The sequence below is a fragment of the Labrenzia sp. 5N genome, from assembly GCF_012395805.1.
GTDB lineage: Bacteria > Pseudomonadota > Alphaproteobacteria > Rhizobiales > Stappiaceae > Roseibium > Roseibium algicola.
The window spans coordinates 50,203-77,050 of record NZ_JAAZTM010000014.1 but is presented as its reverse complement, the minus strand read 5'-3'; the positions used below and the strand labels follow the sequence as shown (position 1 = coordinate 77,050).

Here is a 26,848-nt window from a genome sequence, read left to right as displayed (position 1 = left end):
GTCAACCTTCAATCGAAGCGCTGACGCTTTTGTTTACCTCGCAAAACGGTTCAAATAACAAACCATCGGTTTAAAAATATATTGTTTCAAATGAAACTACATGTCAACATCGTCCCGTCGAATGCCGGAGCTTCAATCCGGCACCTGCGGGAAAGGAACTGCTGAAGCATGGGCACGATCACAAAAGCGCTGAGCCTGCTGAACCACTTTTCCGCCAGCCGTTCGGAAATCGGCCTGACCGAGTTCCGCAACCTTTCGGGCCAGGACAAGGCAACGGTTCACCGGCATCTGACCGAACTCACAGCCAACGGTTTTCTGGAGCAGAACCCGGGCACCAAAGGCTATCGCCTGGGCCCCGCCATCCTGCGTCTTGCGGCAGTCCGCGAACGACTGTTCCCGGCAAGAAGGCTTGTCGCTCCACTGGTGGAACAGTTGGCTGGAGAACTCGGGGAGCTGGTTCATGTCTCCTTGCGGGAAGGCAATCATCTGTCACCGCTCTATCATCATGACGCACTCATTCACGGCACGCGGGTCTATTTCGACGAAGCTGAATTGCTGCCGCTGCACGCAACTGCCTCCGGTCTCGCAATGCTGGCCTTCGGTCCGATCGATCTGCTGCCGAAGCTTCTGAAGACGAAGCTCAAACCCTCCACCGGCTACACGATCACCGATACCGAGCTTTTGAAACAGACAGTCGAACAGGTTCGAAACGACGGTATTGCCTTTATCGACCAGGGTTTTGAAGAGCACGTCTCTTCCTTTGCCTCGCCGATCTTCGGCGACTTGCCAGAGGCAGTCGGCACCATAGCCGTTGCCGCCCCCACCGTTCGCATGACCGATGAGTTGAAAGCAAAAATCCGAATTTCCCTGCCGATCGCGGCGACGGAAGTCACTGAAAAACTCGGCGGCGTTGTCCCGGTCGATTTGAGAAGGATCTGGCGCGATGCCGCATGACACGAAGGCTCTGGTGCTCGATTTCGGCGGGGTTGTCACTCGCACGATGTTCGAGACCCACGATCTGACCGAACAGGCCCTCGGGCTCGCCCCCGGCAGCCTGACCTGGCGTGGCCCGTTTGATCCGGCAACCGACAGTCTTTGGCAGGCAATGCAGCGGGACGAGATTTCCGAACGCGACTACTGGCAGCGGCGCACGCAGGAAGTTGCCGAGCTGACAGGCAACAGCTGGACGAAAATGGCGGACTTCGTGAAGGCTGCGCGCGGCGCTGATCCCGATGCCGTCATGCGCCCGGAAGCCCTGGCCGCAATCGAAATTGCCCGGCAGGCAGGCTGCAAGCTTGCGATCCTGTCCAATGAGCTGGACCTTTTCTACGGTGCGGACTTCAGGAAAAAGCTCGCTTTTCTGGATGATTTCGACGTTATCGTCGATGCCACCTACACCAGGATCCTGAAGCCGGATCCGCGTGCATATCAGCTGTGCCTGGACGAACTCGGCCTGCCCGCATCCGCCTGCGTCTTTGTCGACGATCAGCTGCGCAACATTCGCGGCGCGGAGACGGCCGGTCTGCAGACGGTTCACTTCGACGTTCTTTCCCCCCGATCTTCCTATGACCAGGCACTTTCGTTGCTCGGCCTGCCAAGTTTATTCCAAGGAGACATGACATGAAGGATTCCAACTTCCTGAAGGAAAACAACGCCCGCCATGTCTGGCATCCGATGGCTCATCCGGCCGACAGCCAGACCAATCTGCCGACGATCCTGACAGGTGGCCGCGATGTTTTCATCACCGACGTCGACGGGCACGAAGTTCTTGATGCCGTCGGCGGGCTGTGGAACGTCAACCTCGGCTACTCCTGCGAGCCGGTGAAACAGGCAATCTCCGACCAGCTGAACGCCCTGCCCTACTACTCGATCTTTCGCGGCACATCGAACGACAAGGTCATCGAGCTTTCCTACGAACTGGCCGATTTCTTCGCCCCGGACGGGCTGACGCGCGCCTTCTTCACCTCCGGCGGCTCGGATTCGGTCGAAGTCGCCCTCAAGCTCGCCCGCCAGTATCACCGCATTCGCGGCGAAGCCGGCCGCACCAAGTTTCTCAGCCTGAAGAAAGGCTATCATGGCACCCATTTCGGCGGCGCCAGCGTCAACGGCAACGGCAAGTTCCGCAACGCTTACGAGCCCCTGCTGCCGGGCTGCTTCCACATTCCGGCTCCCTACACCTACCGCAATCCGTTCAACGAGAGCGATCCGGCGAAACTTGCCCAGCTCTGCGCAGCCGCCCTCGAAGACGAGATCGCCTTCCAGGGAGCCGGCACCATTGCCGCCTTCATCATGGAGCCCGTCCTCGGCGCCGGTGGTGTCATGCCTCCCCATCCGAGCTTCATGCCGATGGTGCGCGAGATCTGTGACCGCAACGGCATCCTGCTGATCTCCGACGAAGTCATCACCGCCTTCGGTCGCACCGGCAGCGAGAGCGGTGCGCGCCACTGGAGCGTACAGCCGGACTTCATGTGCACGGCAAAAGCCATCACAAACGGCTATTTCCCGTTCGGCGCGGTGATGATCGCCGGGCATGTGGCCGAAGTCTTTGAAAAGGACACCAGCGGCATCGCGTCCATCGATACCGGTTACACCTATTCCGGCCACCCTGTCGGCGCCGCAGCCGCTCTGGCTGCCCTCGCAGAGATCCGACGTTTGAAGGTCCATGAAAACGCCGCCGCACGCGGCAAGGAACTTCTTGGTGGCCTGAAAGGGCTCCAGGAACGTTTCGAGGTGATCGGCGACGTGCGCGGCGAAGGACTGATGTGCGCCATCGAACTCGTCTCCGACCGCGCCAGCAAGAAACCTTCGGCAAAGGATGTCCCGCTGAAGCTGCAGCAGGCCGCCTATGAGGACGGCGTCATGATCCGGGTTTCCGGAAACAATGCCATCTTCTCGCCGCCGCTGATCGTGACATCGGACAACGTCACGAAAATCCTGTCGGCAGTCGAGACCGGACTGAAAGCCGTTTCCGGCTAATCCCTCGGAAGCATCTCCGTAACACGCAAACCTCAACGGCCGGTACCACCACGTTGCCCTGAAGCCCTCTCAAGACCTCGAGGGCTTCGGATCCTCTAAAGGCCACTTGCCATCAGAAGACCAGCACGCGGCGCGCAAACAGCCAACGGGATTTGCGCGCCCAGGCTCTTCTGTTCGCCGCACCAGCAAGCCGCCGCCCCTATTTCAGGTCGAATTTCTCTAATACTTTCAACCACTGCGCGACATATCTGGTCGCCGCGTATCAAGTTTCGAAAAATTAGATCACAAATCCGGGAAGGCAAAACGCCCAATTCCTGAGCCTGAACTCAAATTAGCCAAGTCCGCCTAATTTGTCGGCAATCTGAATAGTTAAATCAAACAAGACAAAATTTTATCTCAAACAGATTTCACCGGGCATTTCGCGACATCGCCTCGGGACATTTCGTCGCAAACAGTAGAAATCGAAAAACACGACAAATGCTGCAGCGCAGCAATACACGCATGCACACCACCCCCACTTGCATTTATCAAATTCAACGAAAACCATCTCGTGATTACAACTCGATGATCTTAATGTATTCATCGATATATCTCATTTAATACTGAAGCATATTCTACAATTTTCTTAGAGTTATAAATTAACCAAGACTACAGTTGCTTTAAAATTGATGCAATTGCACTAGAGCAACGGCATGAAGTTTCCGGTATAAAAGGTTTAATAATTTATTAACCCCCTAAGAAACCAATCGATCGATTTAGATAAATCCAATTTTTGAAAATGAACCGAGCCAGAACTTAGATCATCGCCACGAATAAAATCCATTTCTACCTGGGAGCAAAAAATGTATTTTGCAGGAAGGGACTTTAACGAAAGTGTTTTATACGGTGGCCAGACAAAAGAACGCCGCAACCGAAGCAATTTAGACTTTCCTTATGCACTGGCAAAACGCTTTGAATTTCTTCTCTTCAGCATCTTTGTTCTGGATGCAAGAAGGAAGAAGATCGAGATCTGCTATACAATTGATGACAATCGTCAAGCCTGGGAAGCTGAACATCTTCTTGGGAACGAAATAGACACGTTCTCCCAAGTAAAAGCCAACTCCTGCACCCCCGTTACACACGACACCGAGATCCTGCATTGCACCGCAACAACTCCCGATGGTTTGTCGCGCGATACAACCCTTGAAACCAACCGTGCGGCTGTTCTCATGGTCGAATTGGGAATGGGTTTGCAGCTCTATCTTGCCGCCCACGTTCCAGTCGGCTTTTCAGACAGTCTTTTCCAAGGTGTTGTTGCTTATGCGGATGACATCTTCGGCGGCTTCGAGGCCTATGCCGAGGATCTCGTTTACGGGCGAAACCGCACCGAACTGACAAGCGCGCAATACTGGATCAAACACATCAAGTCGCCAGCGCTTGTGTTCTTCGGCAACGGCTCAGTCCTTGTCAAAAACCCGGCGATGGAAAAGGTCCTGCAGAAAGGCGGCGAGCTTCGCCTCATCGACGGCAGGATCCAGGCACCGTTGAGCCTGGCACCGTTCTTTGCCCGCCACTCTCGCGACTTGCCCGTCGATGCCCCGGCAAACACCGGATCAACTCGGCAGGACCAGGCACGGGTCATGAGCATTGCCGGTGGCCCCCGCTACTTCGTGGAGGCCATCCCGTCCCAGGTGTCCGACGAGGAAACCCGGGATCCCGTCAGATCCTATTTCCGCAAGAAGGTCCTGATCACCGCGGACACCGCCTCCAACGAGGTAAGCGCCGAGACAATCAAAGCCGCCACCGGGGTCACGCATCAGCAGGCGCGCATCATCAAGAAAATAATAGACGGCAAAACCGTAAGACAAGCCGCCGAGGAAATCGGGATCAGCTACAACACCGCAAGAAATCACCTTGCGATGGCACAGCAAAGAACCGCAACAAGCTCACAAATAGAGCTCGTCAACTCGGTGACGAAAGCAATTCAAATAGCACCAGACCAATAACGTACAAAGTACAGGAACTTAGGCTATGCTGAACTTACTTTTATACGTATTCGCGACGATAGCGACCATCGCTACATTTTTCATCGTCACGCTGCCGCTTTCGGTTGAAGTTCAACTCTTTCTCGGCCTCTTCGTTCTGGTTGCCATGCAATTCACGAAGGTCTTGCCGGGCACTCTGGGACGCGTCACGTTTCTGACGCTCGGAGGGTTGCTGGTCGGTCGTTACGTTTACTGGCGCGTGACACAGACGGTTCCGCCGATCGAGAACTTTTACGACTTCGTTCCCGGCGTCCTGCTGCTTGTTGCTGAGCTCTTCTGCATCTTGATGTTCTTCCTGTCGGCGCTCATCGTCTCCGACCGTTATGAGCGTCCCCGCAAGGTGCAGAACTCCGACGCCGATGCTCCGACCGTCGACGTGTTCATTCCCAGCTACAACGAGGATCCGGGCCTCGTCGCCTGCACCATCGCCGCCGCCAAGAACATGGACTATCCGAAGGACAAGTTCCGTGTGTTCCTCCTGGACGATGGCGCAACGCTTCAGAAGCTGAATTCCACGGACCAGAAGGCCGCCCTTGCCGCCTATGAGCGCAGCCAGGAATTCAAGCGGATCTGCGAAGATCTCGGTGCGACATATCTTGCTCGTGAACGCAACGAACATGCCAAGGCCGGAAACCTCAACTACGGCCTGTCGCGGTCGGAAGGTGATCTCGTGGTGGTCTTCGACGCCGATCACGCACCGTCACGGGAGTTCCTGCGCGAAACCGTCGCCTACTTCAAGGACCCTGAACTGTTCCTGGTTCAGACACCGCACTTCTTCCTCAATCCGGATCCGATCGAGCGCAATCTGCGCACCTACAACATCATGCCCTCGGAGAACGACATGTTCTACGGCATGATCCAGAAGGGTCTCGACAAATGGGACGCCACCTTCTTCTGCGGCTCCGGCGCTGTCCTGCGGCGTGCAGCCCTCAATGAAGTCGGCGGTTTCTCGGGCGTCTCGATCACGGAAGACTGCGAAACCGCTCTCGAGCTGCATTCACGCGGCTGGAAGAGCGCCTATGTCGATCGTCCGATGATCGCCGGCCTGCAGCCTGACACTCTCGCCTCGTTCATCGGCCAGCGGTCCCGCTGGTGCCGGGGCATGCTGCAGATCCTGATGCTCAAGAACCCGATGTTCAAGCCGGGCCTGAGCTTCATGCAGCGCGTCGCCTACATGTCCAGCGCCATGTTCTGGCTGTTCCCGTTCCCGCGGCTGGTGTTCCTGCTGGCGCCGCTGATGTTCATCCTCTTCAACATGAAGATCTACATCGCCTCGCCACAGGAATTCCTGGCCTACACGATGACCTACATCCTTGCGGTGGTGACGATCCAGTCCGGCCTCTATGGCAAGCTCAGGTGGCCCTGGATCTCCGAACTCTACGAGTACATCCAGTCAATCTACCTGTTCCCGGCGATCTTCTCCGTGCTGATGAACCCCCGTGCGCCGAAGTTCAACGTCACGACCAAGGGTGAAACACTCGAAGAAGAACAGCTGTCGGTCATCGCATGGCCCTACATCATCGTCTTCGCGGTCATGCTCCTCACGACCGGCGTGCTGGTCTGGCGCCTGCAGAACGACACCGGCCAGACTGCCCTGCTTGGTGTTGTCGGCATCTGGCATGTCTTCAACCTGATCATTGCCGGTGCAGCCCTTGGCGCCATCCTGGAACGGAAGGAAGTCAGAACCGCACCGCGTATCCGGGTCCATCGCAAGGCGACGCTCCGCCTTCGCGACGAAACCATCCCCGTCAATCTGGTGGAATCCAATACCAACGGTCTGCTCATTCAGCTTGAAAGAGCACCAACTTGGGGGAACGTGCTCGGCGACAAAGGCCACCTGACATTCCATCCCCGTCAATCTCTGGACCGGTCAGCCGATGCAACGCCGGAACCTGACGCCGCGCTTGCCGAAACAGGCATCAACATTCGCGTCGCCTCCCAGCGGGCCGGCTCGAAGGGAATTCTGATCGGCGCCGCCTATCTCGATACCGTCGCAACGCGAGCGATCGTTTCCAGCGACGTGATGTTTGCCGACCTGACAATACCGAGAGCCCTGCACAACAGGAAGCTGACGGGATCCTCGGTGATCGCGGGCATGATGCGCCTGACCAGATGGGCACTTTACTACGGCATTCGCGTCCCGGTCCTCGGCCTCATGACAGCCCTGCGGTCCGGCCTGAAACGCAAGCCGGCACCTGTCGAGCAGGACCTGCCTGAATCCGTCCTCGCACCTGCAGAATGAGGATTGAAGCAATGAAAACTCTGTATCACCTCAAAGCCGCAACCTGCCTCAAGGCAGCGCTTGTCGCCTCAACCTTGATTGCTCTGCCTGTTTCGGCAATTGCCCAGCAGCTCGACGTATCGGTGCTGGACACCAAGTCCGAAGAACGCAGCACCATCCGCCGCCTGACAGCAACCGCCGACCAGCTCCGGATGGAAGGCGAACAGGCAGAAATCCGGCTGGCCGTCTACGCTCCCCGGGACGAGGTCCTTCTCTATCGCAAGCTGCAGGTGGACTACCTGACCGCGGTTTCGACCGCCCCGGAACATTCCAGCATGAGCATCATGGTCAACGGTCAGCCCGTTGGCGACATTGAACTCAACGCAGGCGCTCAAAGCTCCATGCGCAGCTTCGACCTCCCTCCCGGTCTGATGGTCGAGGGGTTCAACGAAATCCGGTTCGTTGCGAAACACAAGCACCGTGTGGACTGCACGATCCCCGCCACCTATGAACTGTGGACGGTGCTAAACCCGGCAAACACGGGTATCGTGTTCGATCCGGGCCCGGACAACTCACCGAAACTGTCGGCCAGCCTTGAACTCCTGCGCGCGGTCCCGAACGACAAGAGCGGCGCCACCAACATGCGCCTGCTGCAACTGGGCACGGCGAGCGCCGGAAATCTAGACCGGGTCCTGGCAGTTGCTCAGACTGTCGCGGCTTTCGGGAAATACCATAACCCGGACATTCAGATCAGGAACGAGCCGGGCAACGATGCCGGCCTGGATATCATAGTCGGCACTCGGGCCGAGCTTTCGCACGCAGGCTTTGCCGTTGGCGACACGGGCTCGGAAATCCCCGGCCTTGCTATCGTCCACCGGCCGGATACGGGCAGGGTTTCCCTGTTTCTCGCGGCAGAGAACCGCCCGGCTCTGGACAAGTCCATCGAAGCCTTCAAACAGGCCCTGCAGGCCAAGCCGATGCTGGGAAGCCGCCGGGGCATTGCCGCCTTCGAAAACAAGTTCGGTTACGAGATCGAACCCGGCGAAACGGTTTCCCTGGCAAAGATCGGCGTCAGCAGCAAACGCTTCGACGGCCGGCTTCTCCGGCAGGACTTCTCGATCCGCCTGCCGGACGACTATTTCGTCGGAGACTATGGCAAGGCCAAGCTCAGCCTGAACATCGATGCGCTGGCAAACCTGTCCAATGCCAACCGGCTGCAGGTCTTTGCCAATGGTGCCGCACTTGCGTCTGCGGAACTGACGCGTGACGGCATTTCTTCCCGCAATCCACTCGATATCCCGCTTGGCGGCTTCTCGCCCGGCTTCAACGACCTGCGCATCGAAGTGTCTTCCCTGACAGAAGATGATGCCACCTGCGATGTCGCGACCGGCCTCAATGGCGACCGGCTGTCGCTTGATGCGGACACATCGACGATCGAGTTCGATGCACTTGCCAGAATGCGCGTGACACCGAGCCTGTCTCCTTCCGACCTTCTGCCGAAAAATCCTGCAGAAAACCGGCCGACCACCATTCAGGTGCTTGCCGACGACCCGAAAAGCCTGGAGGCCGCTGCTCAGCTTGCCGTGGCAACGGCAGCAATCACACAGCAGGTCCGGCCGATCGCCATCACGACGGCCTCCGCCTCGGTCGGCAATCAGCCGGGGCTGATTGTTGCCCCGGTCAATCGCCTGTCGGGCATGGCCAAGGAAGCCTATCTGGACACGCTCGACCCGGAAAGAACGCAAGGCTCGCGCAGTCAGGTGGGCCGCTTTTTCGGGCTGAAGTCTGTTGACGAAAACGACACCAGCCTGATGGCAAGCATCCAGCGATACGCCGGATCCGCCTGGCGCAGCGTCGGCTTCAAGCTCAATTCCGAAGTTCCGTCCGACCGCAGCTTCGCGCTGCAGGGCAACAGCATCCTGATCGCACAGCGAACCAAGACGCTGACATCCAAGGAAAGCTGGGTTGCCTTCATGGGAGCCCCGGTCAAGCAGGACACCTGGACTGTCGTGACCGGCCTGACGAGTGACGACATCAAGGCCAGCACGGAAACGATGCTGCGCGAAGGCAGGCTTGCCTGGCTCACCGGCGACACGTCGCTCTATAACGCGACCACCAACAGGTTTGCATCCGAACGCCTGTCCGATCCGAACTACTTTGCCTCGCTGGCAAACCCGTCCGAGTTCAGGAACAGCCGACTCGTCGTGGCAGGATTGGTCTCGCACAACATGCTCGACTTCGTCGTGTTCATGCTGGCGTTCTGCCTGATCCTCGGCTTCAGCTACTACGTCTCCCTCAAACGGTCCGGACGCTGACATGCTGAGGCTTTGCATGACAACCGGCATGGCACTTTTCCTGTCGCTTGCTCCCGCTCACGCCGAACCGGTGTTCGGCGCCAGCGCCCGCAGCAAGGAAGCCGTGTCGCTCTGGCTGGGGTCGGCGTGGCGGGACTATACGAGCCGCCACATGACCCCGGAAGGAGCCGTCATCGACGATGCCAATGAAGGCATCAGTCACAGCGAAGGCCAGGGTTACGGCATGGTTCTGGCCGTCGCGGTGGATGACCGCGAGACCTTCAAGCTGATCCGCGACTACACCTACGAGAACCTGCAGGTGCGCAAGGATCACCTGTTTGCCTGGAAGGTGCTGCACACGCCGGAAGGTCCCAATGTCGCCGACACCAACAACGCGACGGACGGGGACCTGCTGATCGCCTGGGCGTTGATCGAGGCCTACAAGAACTGGGGAGACCCTGAAGACCTTGCCTCGGCAAAGGTCGTTCTGGCGGATATCGCCGCATCGCTCCTTCAGCAAACCGCCCTCGGACCGGTTCTTGTTCCCGGCAGCGAAGGGTTCGTCTCCGGCGATCATCAGACCGTCACGGTCAACCCGTCCTACTGGGTCTATCCGGCCCTGGAAACCATCGCCGAGTTCGATACGTCCGCGAACTGGGGCGAGGTTGCGGTTGTCGGAGAGGACGTCCTGGACCTTTCCCAGAGGGCTCCAAGCTACCTGCCACCGGATTGGGTCGATATCGGCGGCCTCAAGCTGGTGCCTTCCGATAAGTTCACACCTGAATTCGGCTACAATGCCATCCGGGTTCCGCTCTATCTCGCGCTCTCCAGAAATGCCCTGCGCGTGAAAAAGGCGGCGGATTTTTCAACGCTACGCGGCTTTGCCGATCCCCGCGGCCCATCGGTCACGCAGATCGTCACGGGCGAGCCGAAGAGTGTCATGGGTGGCATCGGTTTTCGCGCAATTGCCGCCCTGACCAGATGCATGGACAAGGCCGAGCCATTCCCGTCCGAACTGCTGCAGATCGGCACCGACGACTATTACTCCACAACACTTCAGATCTTCACGATTCTCGCAATTGCAGAGAGGTATCCGCAATGTCTTTCACCAGAATGGTAATTGCCTCCTTCGCGCTGGCGTTTGCGACCAACGGTTCCCTGGCGCAGTCCGCTCCGTGGGAAGCCGCGCCGCAACAACAACTGCCCGGCGGCTCTCCGTTTGTCCTGCAGGCACCTGAAACCGGTGTTTTGCCGGTCCAGCAGGCCAATGTTTCGCCTTTCGCGCTTTCGGTCACCCAGCCAGGGGCCGCACAGTCCGCGGCCCCGGCGGCCCCCGCGGCTGCCAAGGTCGATGAAACGGCCCTGCGCTACTATGCACAGAACGGCGAGATCGGCCGTGTGTCTGCCGAAATCAAGCGGCTGAAGTCTCTTCATCCGGACTGGCAACCGCCGGAAAACATCTACGACCGCAACCGGATCGAGGTGAACGAACAGCCGCTCTGGGATCTCTTCGCCACCGGCCGGACCCAGGAGCTCTACGCCAAGATCCGGGAATACATAAATCTCTACCCGGGCTATGAGCCTTCAGCCGAATTGCGCCGACAGATCATCAATGCCGAAGCGCGAAAGACCCTCATCCAGGCGTCCGAACTGGGCAACGCCCAGGAGGTCATCAAGATAGCGGTGAAGAACTCCGATCTTCTGACCTGCCAGGAAATCGACATTATCTGGCGGACAGCCAGGGCCCTCAACGAGACCGGTCAGGACGTCAAGGCGCTCGAAGCCTACAAGTACATCCTTGCCAACTGCGCCAATGAGGACGAGCGCAAGGCCACCGTGCAAAAGGCTGCCGAAGTACTGCCGCGCAACGCGGTGGAGCAGCTTGTCGCCTACGGCAGAACCGGATTGGACGGTCGCTCGGAATTCAACGAAATTTACCTGGACCTGTTGCGTGGTGAAGTTGGCGAAGGCGCCACCGATCCCGCCATGCTGGTCGACAAATCGGATCTGGACGCACTCGCCAATTCGGCTGCAAAACTCCAGAACCCGAACGATGCCGAACTTCTGGGCTGGTATTACTATTCCCGCGAAGAGTTCAAGACCGCCACCAAATGGTTCCAGACAGCCTACAAGCTTCGCCCCTCGCCAAAGGCCATCGAAGGCATGGTTGTTTCCATGAAAGAAGATGGCGAATACGAGGAAGCCGAGGAACTTGCCTACAAGAACCGGCGCAAGGATCCGCTCATCCTCAAGGCATATCTGGAAGTCGTTTCGATTCAGCTTCTGGAAGGCTATGGCACCGAGATGGATTTCAAGCGCCTGTCGAGATTTGCGAACGTCGTCCAGGATGCGCAATCGCCGATTGCCGCACAGGTGTTCGGCTGGCACTTCTACAACATGCTTGAACTCGATGAAGCTGAAATCTGGTTTGCCAAATCGATGGAGTTCCAGCCAAACGAATCCGCGGCCGTCGGCCAGATCGTGGTTGCTCAGCGCAAGAAGCAGAAAGCCCGCGAACGACAGTTGATCGCGCAATGGTCAACCAAATTCCCGGCGATCAAGACCCTCGGCGGCGCACAGCTTGCGTCCGCTTCCGAAGAACGCAGCCGCTCCTCTGGCGGATCGCGCTCCTCCGGGTCTTCCTACCTGCGCTCTGCCGAACAGGAGATCAGCACCGGAGATTATGCAGGCGCTCTGCCGTACCTTGAAAGAAACGCAATGAGCGGGCGCGAAAGCCGCAAGGCAAAACTGCTTCGGGCCTGGGCGCTGTATCACACGGGCCGGTCGAAAGAGGCGCACAAGCTCTTCGCGGAAGCCGACAAGGCGGGGTCCACGACCGAAACCCGCCAGGGCAAGTGGTTCTCCGAAAAGAAGATGTACCGCTACAACTAAAACAACTGGTCTCTTCCCGCACGAGACCAGAAGCCCGGGCTCTTTTCCAGCTATGCAAGCTGAAGGGAGCCCGGGCCGTTTCCGGCCAATAGCCGGCATCCGGTGCCGGGCCCTCACCGCGATAACCGGCCTCAATCCATAATCTGTCCCAGCCCCAGGCTCAGTCCCAGGCCTCTTACAGCTTCTGGAAATCCTCCAGAATGTCGAGCAGCTGTGTCAGTTTCTCCTTGCCGATGACCTCTTCTATGCGCGCCGCGATTGCCTTGGCGTCATCGAGCTTATCCTCGATGATTGCCTGTCCGGCCGGCGTAATCGCCACCGTTTGCTTGCGCCGGTCCTTCTCGTCCGCCTGACGGGTCACCAACCCCTTTTCCAGAAGCGTCTGAACGATCCTGGTCTGGCTGGGGAGCAACAGACAGGCCCGCTCTGCCAGGGTCGAGGCATCCTGTGGACCGAATTCTTCCAGCACCCGCAGGATGCGCCACTGCTGTTCGGTGATGCCGCAGTCGGAGAGCATCTCTCGGATCGGGCCCATCACCTTCTCGCGCGCCCGGATCAGCGCAATCGGGATGGAGCGTCTTGTGGACGGCAGCGCCGGGCCGTCAGCGGGTTCAGTGTCGTCGATCATGCAAGGTCCATAGCGAATTGGCAGATTATTAGACACAAAAAGTTTGACAGTTTCGATCTCATATATTTAACATAGCAAATATTGCACTGTTAAGGAAATCCCATGCCGCACATATCGCTGGAATATTCCGCCAATCTGGAACAGCGGGCCGACATAAAGGCCCTGTGCGAGCATCTGCGTGCGCAGGCCGCAACCATCGATGCCCTTCCCATGCCCGGTCTGCGGGTGCGGGCCATCCGGTGCGACCACTATGCAATCGCGGACAGCGACGCGAAACATGCCTTCATCGACATTTCCGTACGCCTTCGCGCCGGACGGCCGGACGACGTCAAGCGCGATGCAGCGGAGCGTCTGTTCAAGGCCGCAAAGGCTTTCCTGGAACCGGTCCTGGCCACCAGTTCGCTCGCGTTATCGCTTGAGATGCGCGACATCGACCCGGACCTTTCGCCCAAGACGGGCACCATTCGCGACCATTTGGGGACTGTCTGACCCATGTCTGACCTTCAGAACAACATTGAAAAACTTGAGACCTACCTCGCAAGGTTCCGGGAGACCGGCGTGCTGAACCAGATCGGCGGCAAGGCCTGCCCCGCAGCCTCCGGCGCGACTTTCGAAACCACTTCCCCAGTGGACGACAGCCTGATCTGCAAGGTTGCCAGGGGGGATGCTGCCGATATCGATGCTGCAGCCAGGGCCGCCAAGGAGGCCTTTCCGGCATGGCGCGATTTGGCCGCGACGGAGCGCAAGAAAATCCTTCACAAGATTGCCGACGGCATTGTCGCCCGCGCCGAAGAAATCGCCTTTTGCGAATGCTGGGATACCGGTCAGGCCTTGCGTTTCATGTCGAAGGCCGCCCTGCGCGGCGCCGAGAACTTCCGCTTCTTCGCTGACAAGGCGCCAGGTGCCCGCGACGGTCAGGCCCTGCCATCACCGACCCTCATGAACGTCACGACGCGTCTTCCGATCGGACCGGTCGGTGTGATCACGCCCTGGAACACGCCTTTCATGCTGTCGACCTGGAAGATCGCGCCGGCGCTCGCAGCAGGCTGCACCGTGGTCCACAAGCCGGCGGAATTTTCTCCAGTCACTGCACGCATCCTGATGGAAATTGCAGAAGAAGCCGGCCTGCCGAAAGGTGTCTGGAACCTTGTCAACGGCCTCGGCGAAGAAGCCGGCAAGGCCCTGACAGAACATCCTGGCATCAAGGCCATCGCCTTCGTCGGCGAGAGCCGCACCGGGTCCATGATCATGCGACAGGGGGCGGAAACCCTGAAGCGGGTGCATTTCGAGCTCGGCGGCAAGAACCCCGTGATCGTTTTCGACGATGCCGATCTCGGCCGGGCGCTGGATGCCGCAATCTTCATGATCTATTCGCTCAACGGAGAGCGCTGCACCTCGTCCTCGCGCCTTTTGGTGCAGGACACGATTGCCGATGAATTCGAGGCAAGGCTCATCGAGCGGGTGAACAACATCAGGGTCGGTCATCCCCTCGACCCAAAGACCGAAATCGGCCCGCTGATCCACAAGACCCATTTCGACAAGGTGACCGGCTACTTCGAAACCGCCCGCCAGGACGGTGCAACGATTGCCGCTGGCGGCAGCCGCGTCGGGACGGAAGGCTGCTTCGTACGCCCAACCCTCTTCACCGGCGCGAACAACTCGATGAAAATCGCCCAGGAAGAAATCTTCGGCCCGGTCCTGACCTCCATCCGCTTCGGGTCGGAAGAAGAAGCACTTCAGATCGCCAATGACATTCCCTACGGCCTGACCGGCTACGTCTGGACCAACGACCTGACGCGGGCGCTGAGGTTCACCAACAGTCTGGAAGCGGGCATGATCTGGGTGAACTCGGAAAACGTCCGTCACCTGCCCACCCCTTTCGGCGGCGTCAAGGCCAGCGGCATCGGCCGCGACGGCGGCGACTGGTCGTTCGAATTCTACATGGAGCAGAAACACATCGGCTTTGCGACCGGCCAGCACGCCATCCCGCGCCTTGGTGCGTGAGGAATGTGAACGACATAAGATCGCAGTAACGGGAGGAGACTATGGGAGAAATCGTTCTCGCGGCCAAGGTCACGCATGTGCCGACCATGCTGATGTCGGAAAAGCCCGGACCTGTGGAGGGCAAGCGTCAGCCGGCTATCAACGGTCATTACGAAATCGCGCGCCGGGCAAAAGCGCTCGGCGCGACGACGGCGATCGTCTGCGACACGCATTGGGTGATCAACGCAGGCTTTCACATCAATGCCAACAAGCGGTTCGAAGGCCTGTTCACCTCGAACGAATTTCCGCATTTCATCCAGAACCTGCCTTACGCCTACGAGGGCAACCCGGAGATGGGCGACGCCATCGCAAGAGAGGCAACCGAGCGCGGCGCTTTCACGCTCGCCCATCATCTCGACAGCCTGGAACTTGAATACGGCACGCTGGTGCCGATGCGGTTCATGAGCCGGGAACACGACATGAAGGTCGTCTCGGTCGCCGCCTGGTGCACGGTGCACGGCCATGACGAGAGCCGTATCGTCGGCGAAGCGATCCGGGCGGCAGTCGAAGCCAGTGACGAGAAGGTGCTGCTGCTTGCCTCGGGATCCTTGTCTCACAAGATCTGGGCCAACAAGGACTACGCCGCCAACAACGGCACATTCACCATCTCATCCGAGTTCAACCGGCAGGTCGATCTGCATGTCCTCGACATGTGGCAAAGGGGCGATCATGCCACCTTCCTGAAGATGCTGCCGGAATATGCCGACCATTGCTGCGGCGAAGGCTCCATGCACGACACCGCCATGCTCTATGGCGCGCTCGGCTGGGACAGCTACACCGCCGAATGCGAGGTCGTGACCGACTATTTCCCCAGTTCCGGCACCGGACAGACCAACGTCATCTTCCCGGTCCAATAGGTTTATCGCAGGAGCCTTCCATGCCCATTCCGGCCCCCAATCTCTATCCACCCTTCAACATCATCCGGCTCAGCCATGTGGAACTGGGCGTCACGGATCTGGCCAAGAGCCGGGCCTTCTATGTCGACACGCTCGGGCTTCAGGTCACGGACGAATCCGATGAGGCGATCTATCTGCGCGCCATGGAAGAACGCGGCCACCATTGCCTTGTTCTGCGCAAATCGGCAGATGCCGCTGCCCGTGATCTCGGCTTCAAGGTGTTCGACGAGGAAAACCTCGACAAGGCCGCGCACTTCTTCAAGGGCAAGGGGTTGCCGGTCGACTGGGTCGAGCGGCCCTATCAGTCGCGCACATTCCGGACCCGCGATCCGCATGGCATTCCGCTGGAGTTCTACGCCAAGATGGACCGCCTGCCGCCGATCCATCAGAAATACGCGCTCTACAAGGGCGTGAAGCCGCTCCGCATCGACCACTTCAACTGCTTCTCGCCGGACGTCGATGCTTCCGTTGCCTTCTACAACGAGCTTGGCTTCCGGGTGACCGAATACACGGAAGACGAGGCAACCGGCCGTCTGTGGGCCGCCTGGACCCACCGCAAGGGCGGCGTCCACGACATTGCCTTCACCAACGGCAAGGGCCCGCGCCTCCATCACACGGCGTTCTGGGTGCCGACCCCGCTCAATATCATCGACCTGCTCGACCTGATGGCAACCACTGGCTGGGTATCCAATATCGAGCGCGGCCCGGGCCGACACGGCATTTCCAACGCCTTCTTCCTCTACATTCGAGACCCGGACGGCCACCGGATCGAGATCTACTGTTCGGATTACCAGACGGTCGATCCGGATCTGGAACCGATCAGGTGGGACCTGAAGGATCCGCAGCGGCAGACCCTTTGGGGCGCGCCAGCTCCCAAGAGCTGGTTCGAGGAAGGATCCCTGTTCGAAGGAACCGAAGTTCAGGCCCCCAGCCTTGCCGCACAACCGATTGTTGCGCCATAGGTGAAACAGACAATGGTTGGAAGAATGCGATGAACTGGACTGACTTTGCCGGCTGGGGCCGGAGGGTGGCCGACTGGGCCGCAGACTATCACCAGACCCTGCGGCAGCGGCCTGTCCGTGCCCAGGTGAAGCCGGGTGAAATCCTCAACGCCCTGCCCGAGGCACCTCCCGAACTTGCCGAGGAGATGGAGAAGATCTTCGCGGACTTCGAGAAGATCGTGCTGCCGGGCATGACCCATTGGCAACACCCGCGCTTCTTCGCCTATTTCCCCGCCAATGCGTCCCCGCCATCAATGCTGGCGGAATATCTCGTTACCGCCATGGCGGCGCAGTGCATGCTGTGGCAGACCTCTCCGGCGGCAACCGAGATGGAAACCAGGATGATGGACTGGCTGCGCCAGGCCGTCGGTCTGCCCGGGTCCTTTACCGGAGTGATCCAGGACAGCGCCTCCACCGCAACTCTGGCCGCCGTCCTGACCATGCGCGAGCGCGCCCTTTCATGGGATGGCAACAAGGCCGGCCTCAGCGGGCAACCGCGCCTTCGGGTCTATTCCTCCAATGAGGTCCACACCTCCATCGACAGGGCAATCTGGATCTCCGGCATCGGCCAGGACAATCTGGTGCGTATCCCCGTTCTGGGCCCACGTCGCTCCATGGATCCGGACGCGCTGCGTGCGGCCATCGAAGCCGATCTTGCGGCTGGTTTCCGGCCAGCCGGCATCATCGCCTGCACCGGTGGCACCGGCGTTGGCGCGTCGGATGATGTTGGAGCGGTCGTCACGGTCGCGAAGGACTTCGGCCTCTATGTGCATCTTGATGCGGCCTGGGCAGGCGCGGCGATGATCGTCCCCGAGTACCGCGAGCTCTGGGAAGGCGTCGACGGCGTCGATTCCATGGTCTTCAACCCGCACAAATGGCTTGGAGCCCAGTTCGATTGTTCCGCCCATTTCGTTCGCGACCCGGAAGACCTTGTGCGTACTTTGGCGATCCGGCCGGAATATCTGAAGACCCACGGCCACGACGGGATCGTCAACTATTCCGAATGGTCCGTTCCGCTTGGCCGCCGTTTCCGGGCCTTGAAACTCTGGTTCCTGATGCGTTCCTACGGTTTGGAAGGCCTGCGAGGGCGCCTGCGCAACCATGTCGACTGGTCAACCGCTCTTGCCGAGCGTTTGCGCGCAGAACCGGATTTTGAAATCACCTCCGAGCCCGTCCTTTCCCTGTTCAGCTTTCGCTTTGCCCCTGAAGGTGCAAGGGACCTCGACACGCTCAACCAGCGCCTCGTCGATACCATCAACGACGATGGCCGGATCTACCTGACCCAGACCCTGCTGGATGGTGCCAAGGTGGTCCGCTTCCAGGTCGGGCAGTTCGACTGCACACAGGAAGACGTCGCCTTTGCCTTCGACGTCATTACCGAAATTGCCAGAAACATGGAGACCGCATGACCCGGCTCGCAACCTACAGCGCCGACGGACAACAATTTTACGGAGCCGTCACTGATACCGGCATGATCGCCCTGTCGCCGGACTTTCCGCAGTGGCCGACGCTTTACGACGCCATCCGCGCCGGCGGTCTGCAGGATCTCGTCACTGCCGCAAAGGACAAGCCGGTTACGCATTCCGAGTTCACTTATGAAATGGTGCTGCCGGACGCGCCGCGGATCCTGTGTGTTGGCGTCAACTTTCCCGACCGCAATGCGGAGTACAAGGACGGCAGCACCCAACCGAAATACATGTCCTTGTTCCCGCGGTTTGCCAGCGGGTTCACCGGCCACGACCGTCCGCTGATCCGACCGCCCGAAAACCACACACTCGATTACGAGGGTGAAGTGGCCATCGTCATCGGCAAGACCGGCCGACGCATCAAGGCGGAAGATGCCTATGACCATATCTGCGCCCTGACCCTGTGCAATGAAGGCACCATCCGCGACTGGGTCCGGCACGCGAAATTCAACGTCACCCAGGGCAAGAACTGGGACTGCTCCGGTTCTATCGGTCCCTGGCTCGTGCCTTTCGAAAAGGCAGACCAACTGGATGAGGCCCGCATTCAGACCCGCGTCAACGGAGAGTTGCGCCAGGACGATCACCTGAAGCGCATGACATTCCCGATCCGTGAGGAAATCGCCTACATCTCGACTTTCATGACACTTCAGCCCGGCGACATCATCGTCACCGGCACGCCGACAGGTGCCGGCGCCCGGTTCGACCCTCCCCGCTATCTGAAACCCGGTGACGTGGTCGAGATCGAGGTCGATGGCATAGGCATCTTGCGGAACGGGGTGGAGGATGAAAAATGAGCCTGAGCGAAGCAGACATCTCCAAAGCCGCAAATGATCTCCTGAACGCGGAAACGACGCTCGAGCAGATTGGTCTTCTCACCCTGCGCCATCCGAACCTCGACATGGACGGGGCCTATGCAATCCAGAAAGAACTTGCCCGGGCGAAGCTTGCCGAAGGCCGCAAGATCATCGGCTGGAAGATCGGTCTGACGTCGAAAGCCATGCAGGACGCGCTCAAGATCGACATTCCGGACAGTGGAGTCCTCTTCGACGACATGCTGTTTGAAACCGGAGCCACGGTCCCCAAGGGTCGGTTCATCCAGCCGCGCATCGAAGCGGAAATTGCCTTTGTCATGAAGGCCTCTCTCGGTGGCGCCAACGTCACGCGCCAGGATGTACTTGCGGCGACGGATCACGTGTGTCCGAGCCTGGAGATTCTCGATACGCGCATCCAGCGCGTCGATCCGGAGACGGGACAGACTCGCAAGATCTTCGACACCATTGCCGATAACGCCGCCAATGCCGGCCTGGTTCTGGGCAACGAAAAGCATGATCCCGGAGCGGTCGACCTCCGTTGGGCCGGCGCCATCGTCACCAGGAACGGTGAAGTGGAGGAGACCGGCCTTGGTGCGGGCGTCCTCAACGATCCGGTCGAGAGCGTCGTTTGGTTGGCGCGGCGCATGGCCGATTACGGACAGACAATCGAAGCCGGACAGATTATTCTGTCCGGATCCTTCATCCGGCCAGTGGAATGCCCCTCCGGTTCGAAGGTCCACGCCGACTTCGGCCCGTTCGGGTCTGTATCCTGCTCCTTCGCCTAATAGGGAATACCATGCCAGCGCCTCAAAACGCCTTCAAAGCCGCCTTGAATTCCGGTCAGCCGCAGATGGGCTGCTGGGTCGGGCTTGCCGATGCCTACACGGCGGAGATTACCGCGAGTGCCGGCTTCGACTGGCTGTTGATCGATTGCGAACACGCGCCCAACGACCTCAGATCCATGATGGCGCAGCTGAAAGTGGTCGAGGCCTCTGGCAGCAAGCCGGTCGTGCGGGTACCCATCGGCGAGACCTGGATGATCAAGCAGTTCCTGGATGCCGGTGCGCAATCGCTGCTGGTCCCGATGGTGGAAAGCAAGGTGCAGGCAGAAGAGCTCGTCAGTGCCGTACGTTATCCGCCGGTCGGTGTGCGCGGCGTTGGATCCGCGCTTGCCCGCGCGTCCGGCTTTTCCGCCATTCCCGACTACCTGACGACTGCCGACGGTGAGATCTGCCTGCTGGTTCAGGTGGAAAACCGCGCTGGCTTGGCAGACCTCGACGGCATCCTGTCGGTCGACGGCGTTGATGGTGTCTTCATTGGGCCCTCGGATCTGGCCGCCGATATGGGCCACCTCGGTGACCCGATGCATCCTCAAGTCGTTGCCGTAATCCTCGACGCCATGAAACGCATCAAGGCTGCCGGCAAGGCACCGGGTATCCTGACCACCAATCTGGATTTCGCCCGCACCTGTCTGGAGCTTGGCGCAACCTTCGTTGCCACGTCGATCGACGTTACCCTCTATGCCGCGGCCATCCGCGGTGCAGCCCGGCAGGCAAAGGAGTTACTTGGGTCGGTCGAAGGCTAAAGGCCAGAGGCTCGATGCAGTCTCTTGAACAAGGTGCCCATCCTTCGAGACGGGCCTGAAGGCCCTCATCAGGATGAGGCCTTGGGGTGGTAGTATGAGCTGTCCTTGACTGACCGGATCCGAGACGCCTGCCTGCCAGAACCCCGGTAACTACGTCAGACAGGTCACCATGTCGGACTTTCCACCCCCGGGAGCCCTTTCACCGAAGAGCCTCCCAACCACCCTCCTCATCCTGAGGAAGCGCGAAGCGCTGTCTCGAAGGATGGGCCGCGTGAACGAAAAAGAGCCGCCAGTCCATCTGTGGGGACCTGCGGCTCTTCAAACATGAGGCCGTAGCGGACGGTGCCGAAAACCTAGCCCAGCACAACCACCTTGGCGCCGACATTGACGCGGTTGTAGAGATCGATGATGTCCTGATGCCACATGCGGATACAGCCGCTGGAAGCATTGGTACCGATGCTGGAGGGCTGGTTGGTGCTGTGGATGCGGTAGAGCGTATCCTTGTTGCCTTGCCACAGATAAAGCCCGCGTGCGCCGATCGGATTGCTCGGACCGCCGTCCTGCCCGTCACGATATTTTTCCAGTTTCGGATCCCGTTCGATCATCTCGTCCGGCGGAAACCATTTCGGCCACTCGCGCTTGAAGCGGATTTCCGCCTCACCGTTCCAGGCAAAACCGGCGCGACCGACACCGATGCCATAGCGGATGGCACGACCACCGGGCTGGATCAGGTAGAGATACTTGCTGCCGGGATCGACAACGATTGTGCCGGATGGATATTTGCTCGGATAGAACACCACCTGGCGCAGATATTTCGGGTCGAACTTCTGATACTGGATCGCCGGTATCGAAAACCCGCCATCGGTTCTGGCGGCATAGGCCGTCGCGTAATCCGGTGTTCCGTCGGCCAGCGGCGTCAATCCCGCCTGCACGGTTGAACTCTGCTGGCTCTGGCAGGCTGCCAGCAGCAGGGGTATTGCAGCAACAAATGTGCGTCGGCTCATCGTGGAAGCCATATTCGCGTCCTTTCAGCGGCGTGCTCGAACCGTCAAACTTGCAATAATACGGTTCTGACCGGATCAGAAAATTCTAAAGACACATCACGCGATCCAGGAGCGAAAGCAACATATTTATGGTAAACAGTTGATTAAAATTGGGGCTTTTCTGCCGTTAGGTTAAACAAACAATCAGGCGCTCAACCTGTTGCGGCAGGCAATCAGGTCCATTCTTGTGACAGGCACCAGCGCTCCACGGCTGCCGATCACATGCGCGGCAAGGGCACAGCCCGCACGAACAGCCTCACGCGTTCTTGCCCGTTCCATGTATTCGACCAGGAACGCCGCATTGAAACTGTCGCCTGCTGCCGTCGTATCGACGACCGTGCTTGCCGGTTCCGGCTGATACTGAAAACTGTCGCCATCGGCCCCGCGCACAAGGATCGGCCCCGCCCCGTTCTTGACCACGACCAGCCTCGCCCCATTGGCGAGATAGCGCGCCGCGGTTGCCGCTTCGTCGGTATCCTTGAAATGGCTGGCTTCATCTTCAAACGACGGCAGCACGATGCCGGCGACACTGGCCGCCTTCATCGTCCAGCGGCACATTTCGTCACTGGCCGGCCACAGGCGCGGCCGCAGGTTAGGGTCGAAGACGATTTCCGCGCCGCGCCCGGCAGCCGCCTGCAGGGCGGCTAGCAGCCGGTCCCGGGCTGCTTCGGCAAGAATGGCCACTGTGATACCGGAAAAATAGAGCAGGTCTCCTTCCCCGGCTGTCTCCAGTGCTGTGAGATCGTCGGCAAGATGCCGGGCCGCGGACTGCGAGCGCCAGTACTGAAAGCTTCGTTCGCCTTCGCTGAGGAAGATCATGTACATGCCCGGCGCTGCACCTGGCACCCTGGCCATCAAGGGCCTGATTCCTGCAGCTTCGATGAAATCCGTCAGTTGTCCGGAAAGTGCGTCATCGCCGACAGCACTCAGGTACCCGACATCCAGCTTTTCGGTGTCCGTCAGCTGGCGCGCGTACCAGGCCGTGTTGAACGTATCGCCGGCAAAGCCGACGGCGTAGGTTCCTGACGGTGTCGGTGAAAACTCGACCATGCATTCGCCGATGGCGAGAAACCGCATCGGCATACTCATTCCTCGAAATGGTCCAGGTTCTCGGCGCGGATGCGGCCGAGAATGGTGGCAATCCGGCCCAGGTGTTCGGTCAGCATGGATTCGGCCAGTTTTCCGTCCCGCCTGCGAATGGCCGACATGATACGGAAATGATCGTCCAGTGCGACTTGCGCGCCGGACGCCAGCGACAGGAACCGCACCCGGTCCATATGCGCTTTCTGCTCGCGGATCAGCGCCCAGACATAGTCGTGGCCCGAGATTTCACAGATCCTCCGGTGAAACGTATCGTCAAGCGTGTGAAACAACTGGCGTTCATTCGCATCCACCGCCGCCTGCTGCTGTGCAAGCAGCTCGTCCAGATCGTCGATCTGTGCGTCCGTGATCACTTCGATGGCGGCTCGCATGCAGGCAACTTCCAGTGCCGTCCGCACGAACTTGGCCTTTAGCACCGCAACTTCCGAGATCTTGGAGATAACCGTTGCCCGTTGGGGCCGGATCAAAAGGAACCCGAGTTGCGACAGCCGGTAGAAGGCATCGCGCACGGGTTGGCGAGACACGCCGAAGGCCTTGGCCACTTCCGCTTCCGACATGCGCGTGCCCGGCGCCAGGTCCAGTGACAGGATCTGCTGGTGCAATTCCTCGAACACCGTATCTGCGACGGTCGGGATCTTGATCGGCTCGAGCACCTTCAGGGCGCTACTTTCTGACATCAGCGTTGTCTCCGTTGACTCGTCTACTCAACTAGCATATCAGTTTACTAGTAGCAACATCAGCCTGCCCAAAGGCGCCACGGGAGAAACGAATGTCACTGGAAAGAGCGGATGCACCGGATATTTCGGAACAGGGCCTTGACCCGCACCGCCTGTTTCCCGCCGATGCGACCTCGCGCAAGATCGCGACGGAGCTTTATGCCACCGTCAAGGATCTGCCGATCGTCAGCCCGCACGGGCACACGGATCCGCGCTGGTACGCCGAAAACGAAGCTTTCCCCGATCCGGCGCAACTGTTCATCGTTCCCGATCACTACGTCTTCCGCATGCTGTTCTCGCAAGGGATCGACCTCAGCCAACTGGGTGTACCGCGCATCGACGGCGGCTTGAGCGAGACCGACAGCCGCAAGATCTGGCGAACCTTTGCCGAGAACTTCCATCTTTTTCGGGCCACACCTTCACGCATGTGGCTGGAGCATTCCTTCCAGGAAGTCTTCGGCTGGACCAAACGGATCTCCGCCCAAACCGCGGATGAAGCCTACGACCACATTGCCGATTGCCTGAGCCGCCCGGAATTCCGGCCTCGTGCGCTGTTCGAGCGCTTCAACATCGAGGTGATCGCAACCACGGAATCACCGCTGGACGACCTGAAATGGCACCGACAGATCCGGGACAGCGGCTGGAAAGGGCGGGTCGTCACGGCTTATCGCCCCGATGCGGTTGTCGACCCGGAGTTCGAGGGATTTAGCGCCAACGTCGAAAAATTCGGCGAGCTCGCCGGTGAAGACACCACCAGCTGGCAGGGCTACCTCAATGCCCACCGGGTGCGCCGGGCCTATTTCAAGTCCTTCGGTGCAACGTCGTCCGATCATGGTCACGCCACCGCACGCACCGAGAACCTGTCGGCTGCGGATGCTGAAGCCCTGTTCCAGAAGGCCCTGAAAGGCAATTGCTCACCAGAGGAAGCCGACGCATTCCGCGGCCATATGCTGACGGAAATGGCACGAATGAGCCTCGAGGACGGGCTGGTTCTGCAGATTCATCCGGGCAGCTACCGCAATCATTCGTCCGGCATCATGGCAGCTCATGGCCGGGACAAGGGTTTCGACATCCCAACCCAGACCAGCTACGTCAAGGCGCTCAAGCCGCTGCTGGACGCGGTCGGTCTGGAAAAGGACCTTTCGATCATTCTCTTCACGCTGGACGAAACGGCCTATTCTCGTGAATTGGCCCCGCTTGCCGGCGTCTATCCGACGCTCAAGCTCGGTCCGGCCTGGTGGTTCTACGACAGCCCGGAAGGCATGCGCCGCTACCGGGAACTGACCACGGAAACTGCGGGTTTCTACAACACAGTCGGTTTCAACGACGACACCCGCGCCTTCTGCTCGATTCCGGCCCGCCACGATGTGGCCCGCCGTGTCGATTGCGCTTACCTCGCATCGCTCGTGACATCCGGGAGGCTGGACGAGGACGAGGCATATGAGGTCGCTCACGACCTCACTTACAGGCTTGCCAAGCAGGCCTATCGGCTCTGACGAGCCAATTTCGGGAGGAGACTATGAAAGTATTGAAGACCCTTGCGGCATCGCTTCTGGCCACCGCCGCGCTCACATCCGCATCGCTTGCATGCGAAGTGACACTGAAATCGTCCGACACTCATCCGGACGGCTATCCGACGGTGGAGGCCGTCAAGCAGATGGGCAAGCTGCTGGAAGAGCGCACTGACGGCCGCATCTGTGTCGAAGTGTTCCATTCCGCGCAGCTTGGCGAGGAAAAGGACACCATCGAACAGACCAAGTTCGGCGTCATCGACCTGAACCGCGTCTCCATGGGCCCGTTCAACAACCTGGTCGAGGAAACCAAGGTTGTCTCGCTGCCTTACATCTTCAAGGGCGTCGATCACATGCACACAGTGATGGACGGTCCGATTGGTGACGAGATCCTGGCGGCGTTCGAACCGCACGGCTATGTCGGCCTTGCCTTTTACGACGGCGGGTCGCGCAGCTTCTACAACAAGGTCAAACCGATCAAATCGATTGAAGATCTTGAAGGCATGAAGGTTCGCGTCATGCAGTCCGACATCTTCGTCGACATGATGTCGGCGCTCGGTGCCAACGCGACGCCGATGCCCTATGGCGAAGTCTATTCGTCCATCCAGACCGGCGTTATCGACGGTGCGGAAAACAACTGGCCGTCCTACGAATCTTCCGGTCACTTCGAAGTTGCCGGCTACTACACTCTGGACGAACACCTGATCGTGCCGGAAGTGCTGGTGATGTCGAAGAAGTCCTGGGACAATCTGTCTCCGGAAGACCAGGCAGCCGTCCGCCAGGCTGCAAAGGACTCGGTCCCCTTCATGCGCGAACAGTGGCAGGCCCGCGAAAAAGCGTCTGAAGAAAAAGTCCGCGCTGCCGGTGTCGAAGTCGTCACGGAAATCGACAAGGAGCCGTTCATGGCAGCCATGGACAGCGTCTACGAGAAGCACGTGACCTCCGAAAATCTGAAGGATCTCGTCGCCCGCATCCGCGCGACCGACTGATCTTCGCAAGCCCGCAGCCGGCAAAGCTGTTTCGCGGTCCATCGACCGCGGAACGGCCCGGCTGGCTGCTGGCCGTTTTTCAGGATCCGCCTTGACCCGGCCCCCTGCTTCAGGATCTCGACGTGCAGCCTCATCTCAAGTTCACCGCGCAGATGTTGCGCCATGTCTCCACGGCAGCGCTCTGGCTTGCCGGAGGCGGCCTCATTCTCATGACCGTGTTCATCACGGCGCAGGTCTTCATGCGCTACGTCATGAACGACAGCCTCGTCTGGTCGGAACCTGCTTCCGTCATCCTGATGGGCTGGTTCATCTTCCTGGGTGCCGCCGTCGGCATCCGTGAAGGTTACCATCTCAGCTTTGACGTCCTGCTCTACTTTCTGCCGCAGGGAGCCAAACTGGTGCTTTACAGCATCTCCGATGCCGTGGTCGCCGCCTTTGGCGCGGGCATGGCCTGGTACGGCGCGGAACTGGCGCTGTCGGCCTGGGACGTAAAACTGCCGTCGCTCGGCGTTTCAGGCGCGGTTGATTTCCTGCCGCTCGTTGGCGGCGGTTGCCTGGTTTTTCTCTTTTCCATCGAACGCCTGATGCGTCGCGCAGCCGGTCTGCCGACCGCACGCTTCGGCGAAGATCCCATCGAAGAGGCTGCTTGA

The 26,848-nt window shown here is 59.4% G+C and carries 23 protein-coding genes; 19 read left to right on the top strand and 4 right to left on the bottom strand.

Annotated features, from left to right (window positions below):
- Window positions 1-168: 168 nt before the first annotated feature.
- The 8 genes from HEP89_RS13980 to HEP89_RS13945 all read left to right on the top strand — a co-directional run bounded on the left by HEP89_RS13980 (window position 169) and on the right by HEP89_RS13945 (window position 12,407).
- Window positions 169-954, top strand: a complete 786-nt coding sequence (locus HEP89_RS13980) for an IclR family transcriptional regulator (protein ID WP_075282357.1) — start codon at window positions 169-171, stop codon at window positions 952-954.
- Entirely contained in the window at window positions 944-1,624 is a 681-nt protein-coding gene (locus tag HEP89_RS13975) for an HAD-IA family hydrolase (RefSeq protein WP_077291970.1), read from the top strand. Before HEP89_RS13980 ends, HEP89_RS13975 begins: the two co-directional genes overlap by 11 nt.
- Window positions 1,621-2,976 (top strand): aminotransferase class III-fold pyridoxal phosphate-dependent enzyme, encoded by a 1,356-nt coding sequence (locus HEP89_RS13970; protein WP_077291969.1) that lies wholly within the window; start codon window positions 1,621-1,623, stop codon window positions 2,974-2,976. The genes HEP89_RS13975 and HEP89_RS13970 overlap by 4 nt, the downstream gene beginning before the upstream one ends.
- Before the next feature lie 842 nt (window positions 2,977-3,818).
- Window positions 3,819-4,961 carry a LuxR C-terminal-related transcriptional regulator gene (locus tag HEP89_RS13965; RefSeq protein ID WP_062487478.1) on the top strand — a complete coding sequence of 381 codons (1,143 nt, stop codon included), beginning with the start codon at window positions 3,819-3,821 and terminating at the stop codon, window positions 4,959-4,961.
- Between the two features lie 25 nt (window positions 4,962-4,986).
- On the top strand, window positions 4,987-7,242 hold the full coding sequence (bcsA, locus tag HEP89_RS13960) for a UDP-forming cellulose synthase catalytic subunit (RefSeq protein WP_168692294.1): 2,256 nt from the start codon (window positions 4,987-4,989) through the stop codon (window positions 7,240-7,242).
- An 11-nt stretch (window positions 7,243-7,253) separates the two neighbouring features.
- A complete protein-coding gene (locus HEP89_RS13955) occupies window positions 7,254-9,536 on the top strand; it encodes a cellulose biosynthesis cyclic di-GMP-binding regulatory protein BcsB (RefSeq protein WP_168692293.1) in 2,283 nt (760 codons plus the stop codon).
- Window position 9,537: 1 nt separating this feature from the next.
- Window positions 9,538-10,635 carry a glycosyl hydrolase family 8 gene (locus tag HEP89_RS13950; RefSeq protein ID WP_168692292.1) on the top strand — a complete coding sequence of 366 codons (1,098 nt, stop codon included), beginning with the start codon at window positions 9,538-9,540 and terminating at the stop codon, window positions 10,633-10,635.
- Window positions 10,614-12,407 carry a hypothetical protein gene (locus tag HEP89_RS13945; protein WP_145903543.1) on the top strand — a complete coding sequence of 598 codons (1,794 nt, stop codon included), beginning with the start codon at window positions 10,614-10,616 and terminating at the stop codon, window positions 12,405-12,407. The genes HEP89_RS13950 and HEP89_RS13945 overlap by 22 nt, the downstream gene beginning before the upstream one ends.
- A 175-nt stretch (window positions 12,408-12,582) precedes the next feature.
- Here HEP89_RS13945 and hpaR read toward each other — a convergent pair whose 3' ends face one another.
- A complete protein-coding gene (gene hpaR, locus HEP89_RS13940; RefSeq protein ID WP_023003267.1) occupies window positions 12,583-13,035 on the bottom strand; it encodes a homoprotocatechuate degradation operon regulator HpaR in 453 nt (150 codons plus the stop codon).
- Window positions 13,036-13,137: 102 nt separating this feature from the next.
- Between hpaR and HEP89_RS13935 the strand changes: the two genes are divergently transcribed.
- The 8 genes from HEP89_RS13935 to HEP89_RS13900 are packed head-to-tail and all read left to right on the top strand — an operon-like array spanning window position 13,138 to window position 20,838.
- A complete protein-coding gene (locus HEP89_RS13935) occupies window positions 13,138-13,524 on the top strand; it encodes a 5-carboxymethyl-2-hydroxymuconate Delta-isomerase (protein ID WP_168692291.1) in 387 nt (128 codons plus the stop codon).
- Between the two features lie 3 nt (window positions 13,525-13,527).
- Window positions 13,528-15,039 (top strand): 5-carboxymethyl-2-hydroxymuconate semialdehyde dehydrogenase, encoded by a 1,512-nt coding sequence (gene hpaE / locus HEP89_RS13930; protein ID WP_168692290.1) that lies wholly within the window; start codon window positions 13,528-13,530, stop codon window positions 15,037-15,039.
- 41 nt (window positions 15,040-15,080) lie between these two features.
- On the top strand, window positions 15,081-15,935 hold the full coding sequence (gene hpaD, locus HEP89_RS13925) for a 3,4-dihydroxyphenylacetate 2,3-dioxygenase (RefSeq protein ID WP_168692289.1): 855 nt from the start codon (window positions 15,081-15,083) through the stop codon (window positions 15,933-15,935).
- 20 nt (window positions 15,936-15,955) lie between these two features.
- Window positions 15,956-16,936: a 3,4-dihydroxyphenylacetate 2,3-dioxygenase gene (gene hpaD / locus HEP89_RS13920; RefSeq protein ID WP_023003263.1), complete on the top strand. Its 981-nt coding sequence runs from the start codon at window positions 15,956-15,958 to the stop codon at window positions 16,934-16,936.
- A gap of 29 nt (window positions 16,937-16,965) precedes the next feature.
- Window positions 16,966-18,384, top strand: a complete 1,419-nt coding sequence (locus HEP89_RS13915) for a pyridoxal-dependent decarboxylase (protein WP_077291963.1) — start codon at window positions 16,966-16,968, stop codon at window positions 18,382-18,384.
- Window positions 18,381-19,235, top strand: coding sequence for a fumarylacetoacetate hydrolase family protein (locus tag HEP89_RS13910; RefSeq protein ID WP_077291962.1), 855 nt, complete (start codon window positions 18,381-18,383; stop codon window positions 19,233-19,235). Before HEP89_RS13915 ends, HEP89_RS13910 begins: the two co-directional genes overlap by 4 nt.
- Window positions 19,232-20,038, top strand: a complete 807-nt coding sequence (gene hpaH, locus HEP89_RS13905; RefSeq protein WP_209014695.1) for a 2-oxo-hept-4-ene-1,7-dioate hydratase — start codon at window positions 19,232-19,234, stop codon at window positions 20,036-20,038. Before HEP89_RS13910 ends, hpaH begins: the two co-directional genes overlap by 4 nt.
- An 11-nt stretch (window positions 20,039-20,049) precedes the next feature.
- Window positions 20,050-20,838: an HpcH/HpaI aldolase/citrate lyase family protein gene (locus HEP89_RS13900; RefSeq protein ID WP_077291961.1), complete on the top strand. Its 789-nt coding sequence runs from the start codon at window positions 20,050-20,052 to the stop codon at window positions 20,836-20,838.
- A gap of 353 nt (window positions 20,839-21,191) precedes the next feature.
- Here HEP89_RS13900 and HEP89_RS13895 read toward each other — a convergent pair whose 3' ends face one another.
- The 3 genes from HEP89_RS13895 to HEP89_RS13885 all read right to left on the bottom strand — a co-directional run bounded on the left by HEP89_RS13895 (window position 21,192) and on the right by HEP89_RS13885 (window position 23,659).
- On the bottom strand, window positions 21,192-21,854 hold the full coding sequence (locus HEP89_RS13895) for a L,D-transpeptidase (RefSeq protein WP_023003258.1): 663 nt from the start codon (window positions 21,852-21,854) through the stop codon (window positions 21,192-21,194).
- 171 nt (window positions 21,855-22,025) lie between these two features.
- Window positions 22,026-22,964 (bottom strand): sugar kinase, encoded by a 939-nt coding sequence (locus HEP89_RS13890; protein WP_168692288.1) that lies wholly within the window; start codon window positions 22,962-22,964, stop codon window positions 22,026-22,028.
- A gap of 2 nt (window positions 22,965-22,966) precedes the next feature.
- Complete coding sequence (locus tag HEP89_RS13885; protein ID WP_055656081.1) at window positions 22,967-23,659, bottom strand: GntR family transcriptional regulator; 693 nt, start codon at window positions 23,657-23,659, stop codon at window positions 22,967-22,969.
- Between the two features lie 92 nt (window positions 23,660-23,751).
- On the opposite strand from HEP89_RS13885, the gene uxaC reads away from it, so the two are divergent.
- From uxaC to HEP89_RS13870, 3 genes are all read left to right on the top strand, one after another.
- Window positions 23,752-25,194 carry a glucuronate isomerase gene (gene uxaC, locus HEP89_RS13880; protein WP_077291958.1) on the top strand — a complete coding sequence of 481 codons (1,443 nt, stop codon included), beginning with the start codon at window positions 23,752-23,754 and terminating at the stop codon, window positions 25,192-25,194.
- 23 nt (window positions 25,195-25,217) lie between these two features.
- Window positions 25,218-26,198: a TRAP transporter substrate-binding protein gene (locus tag HEP89_RS13875; protein ID WP_023003254.1), complete on the top strand. Its 981-nt coding sequence runs from the start codon at window positions 25,218-25,220 to the stop codon at window positions 26,196-26,198.
- 152 nt (window positions 26,199-26,350) lie between these two features.
- Window positions 26,351-26,848, top strand: coding sequence for a TRAP transporter small permease (locus HEP89_RS13870; RefSeq protein WP_088665314.1), 498 nt, complete (start codon window positions 26,351-26,353; stop codon window positions 26,846-26,848).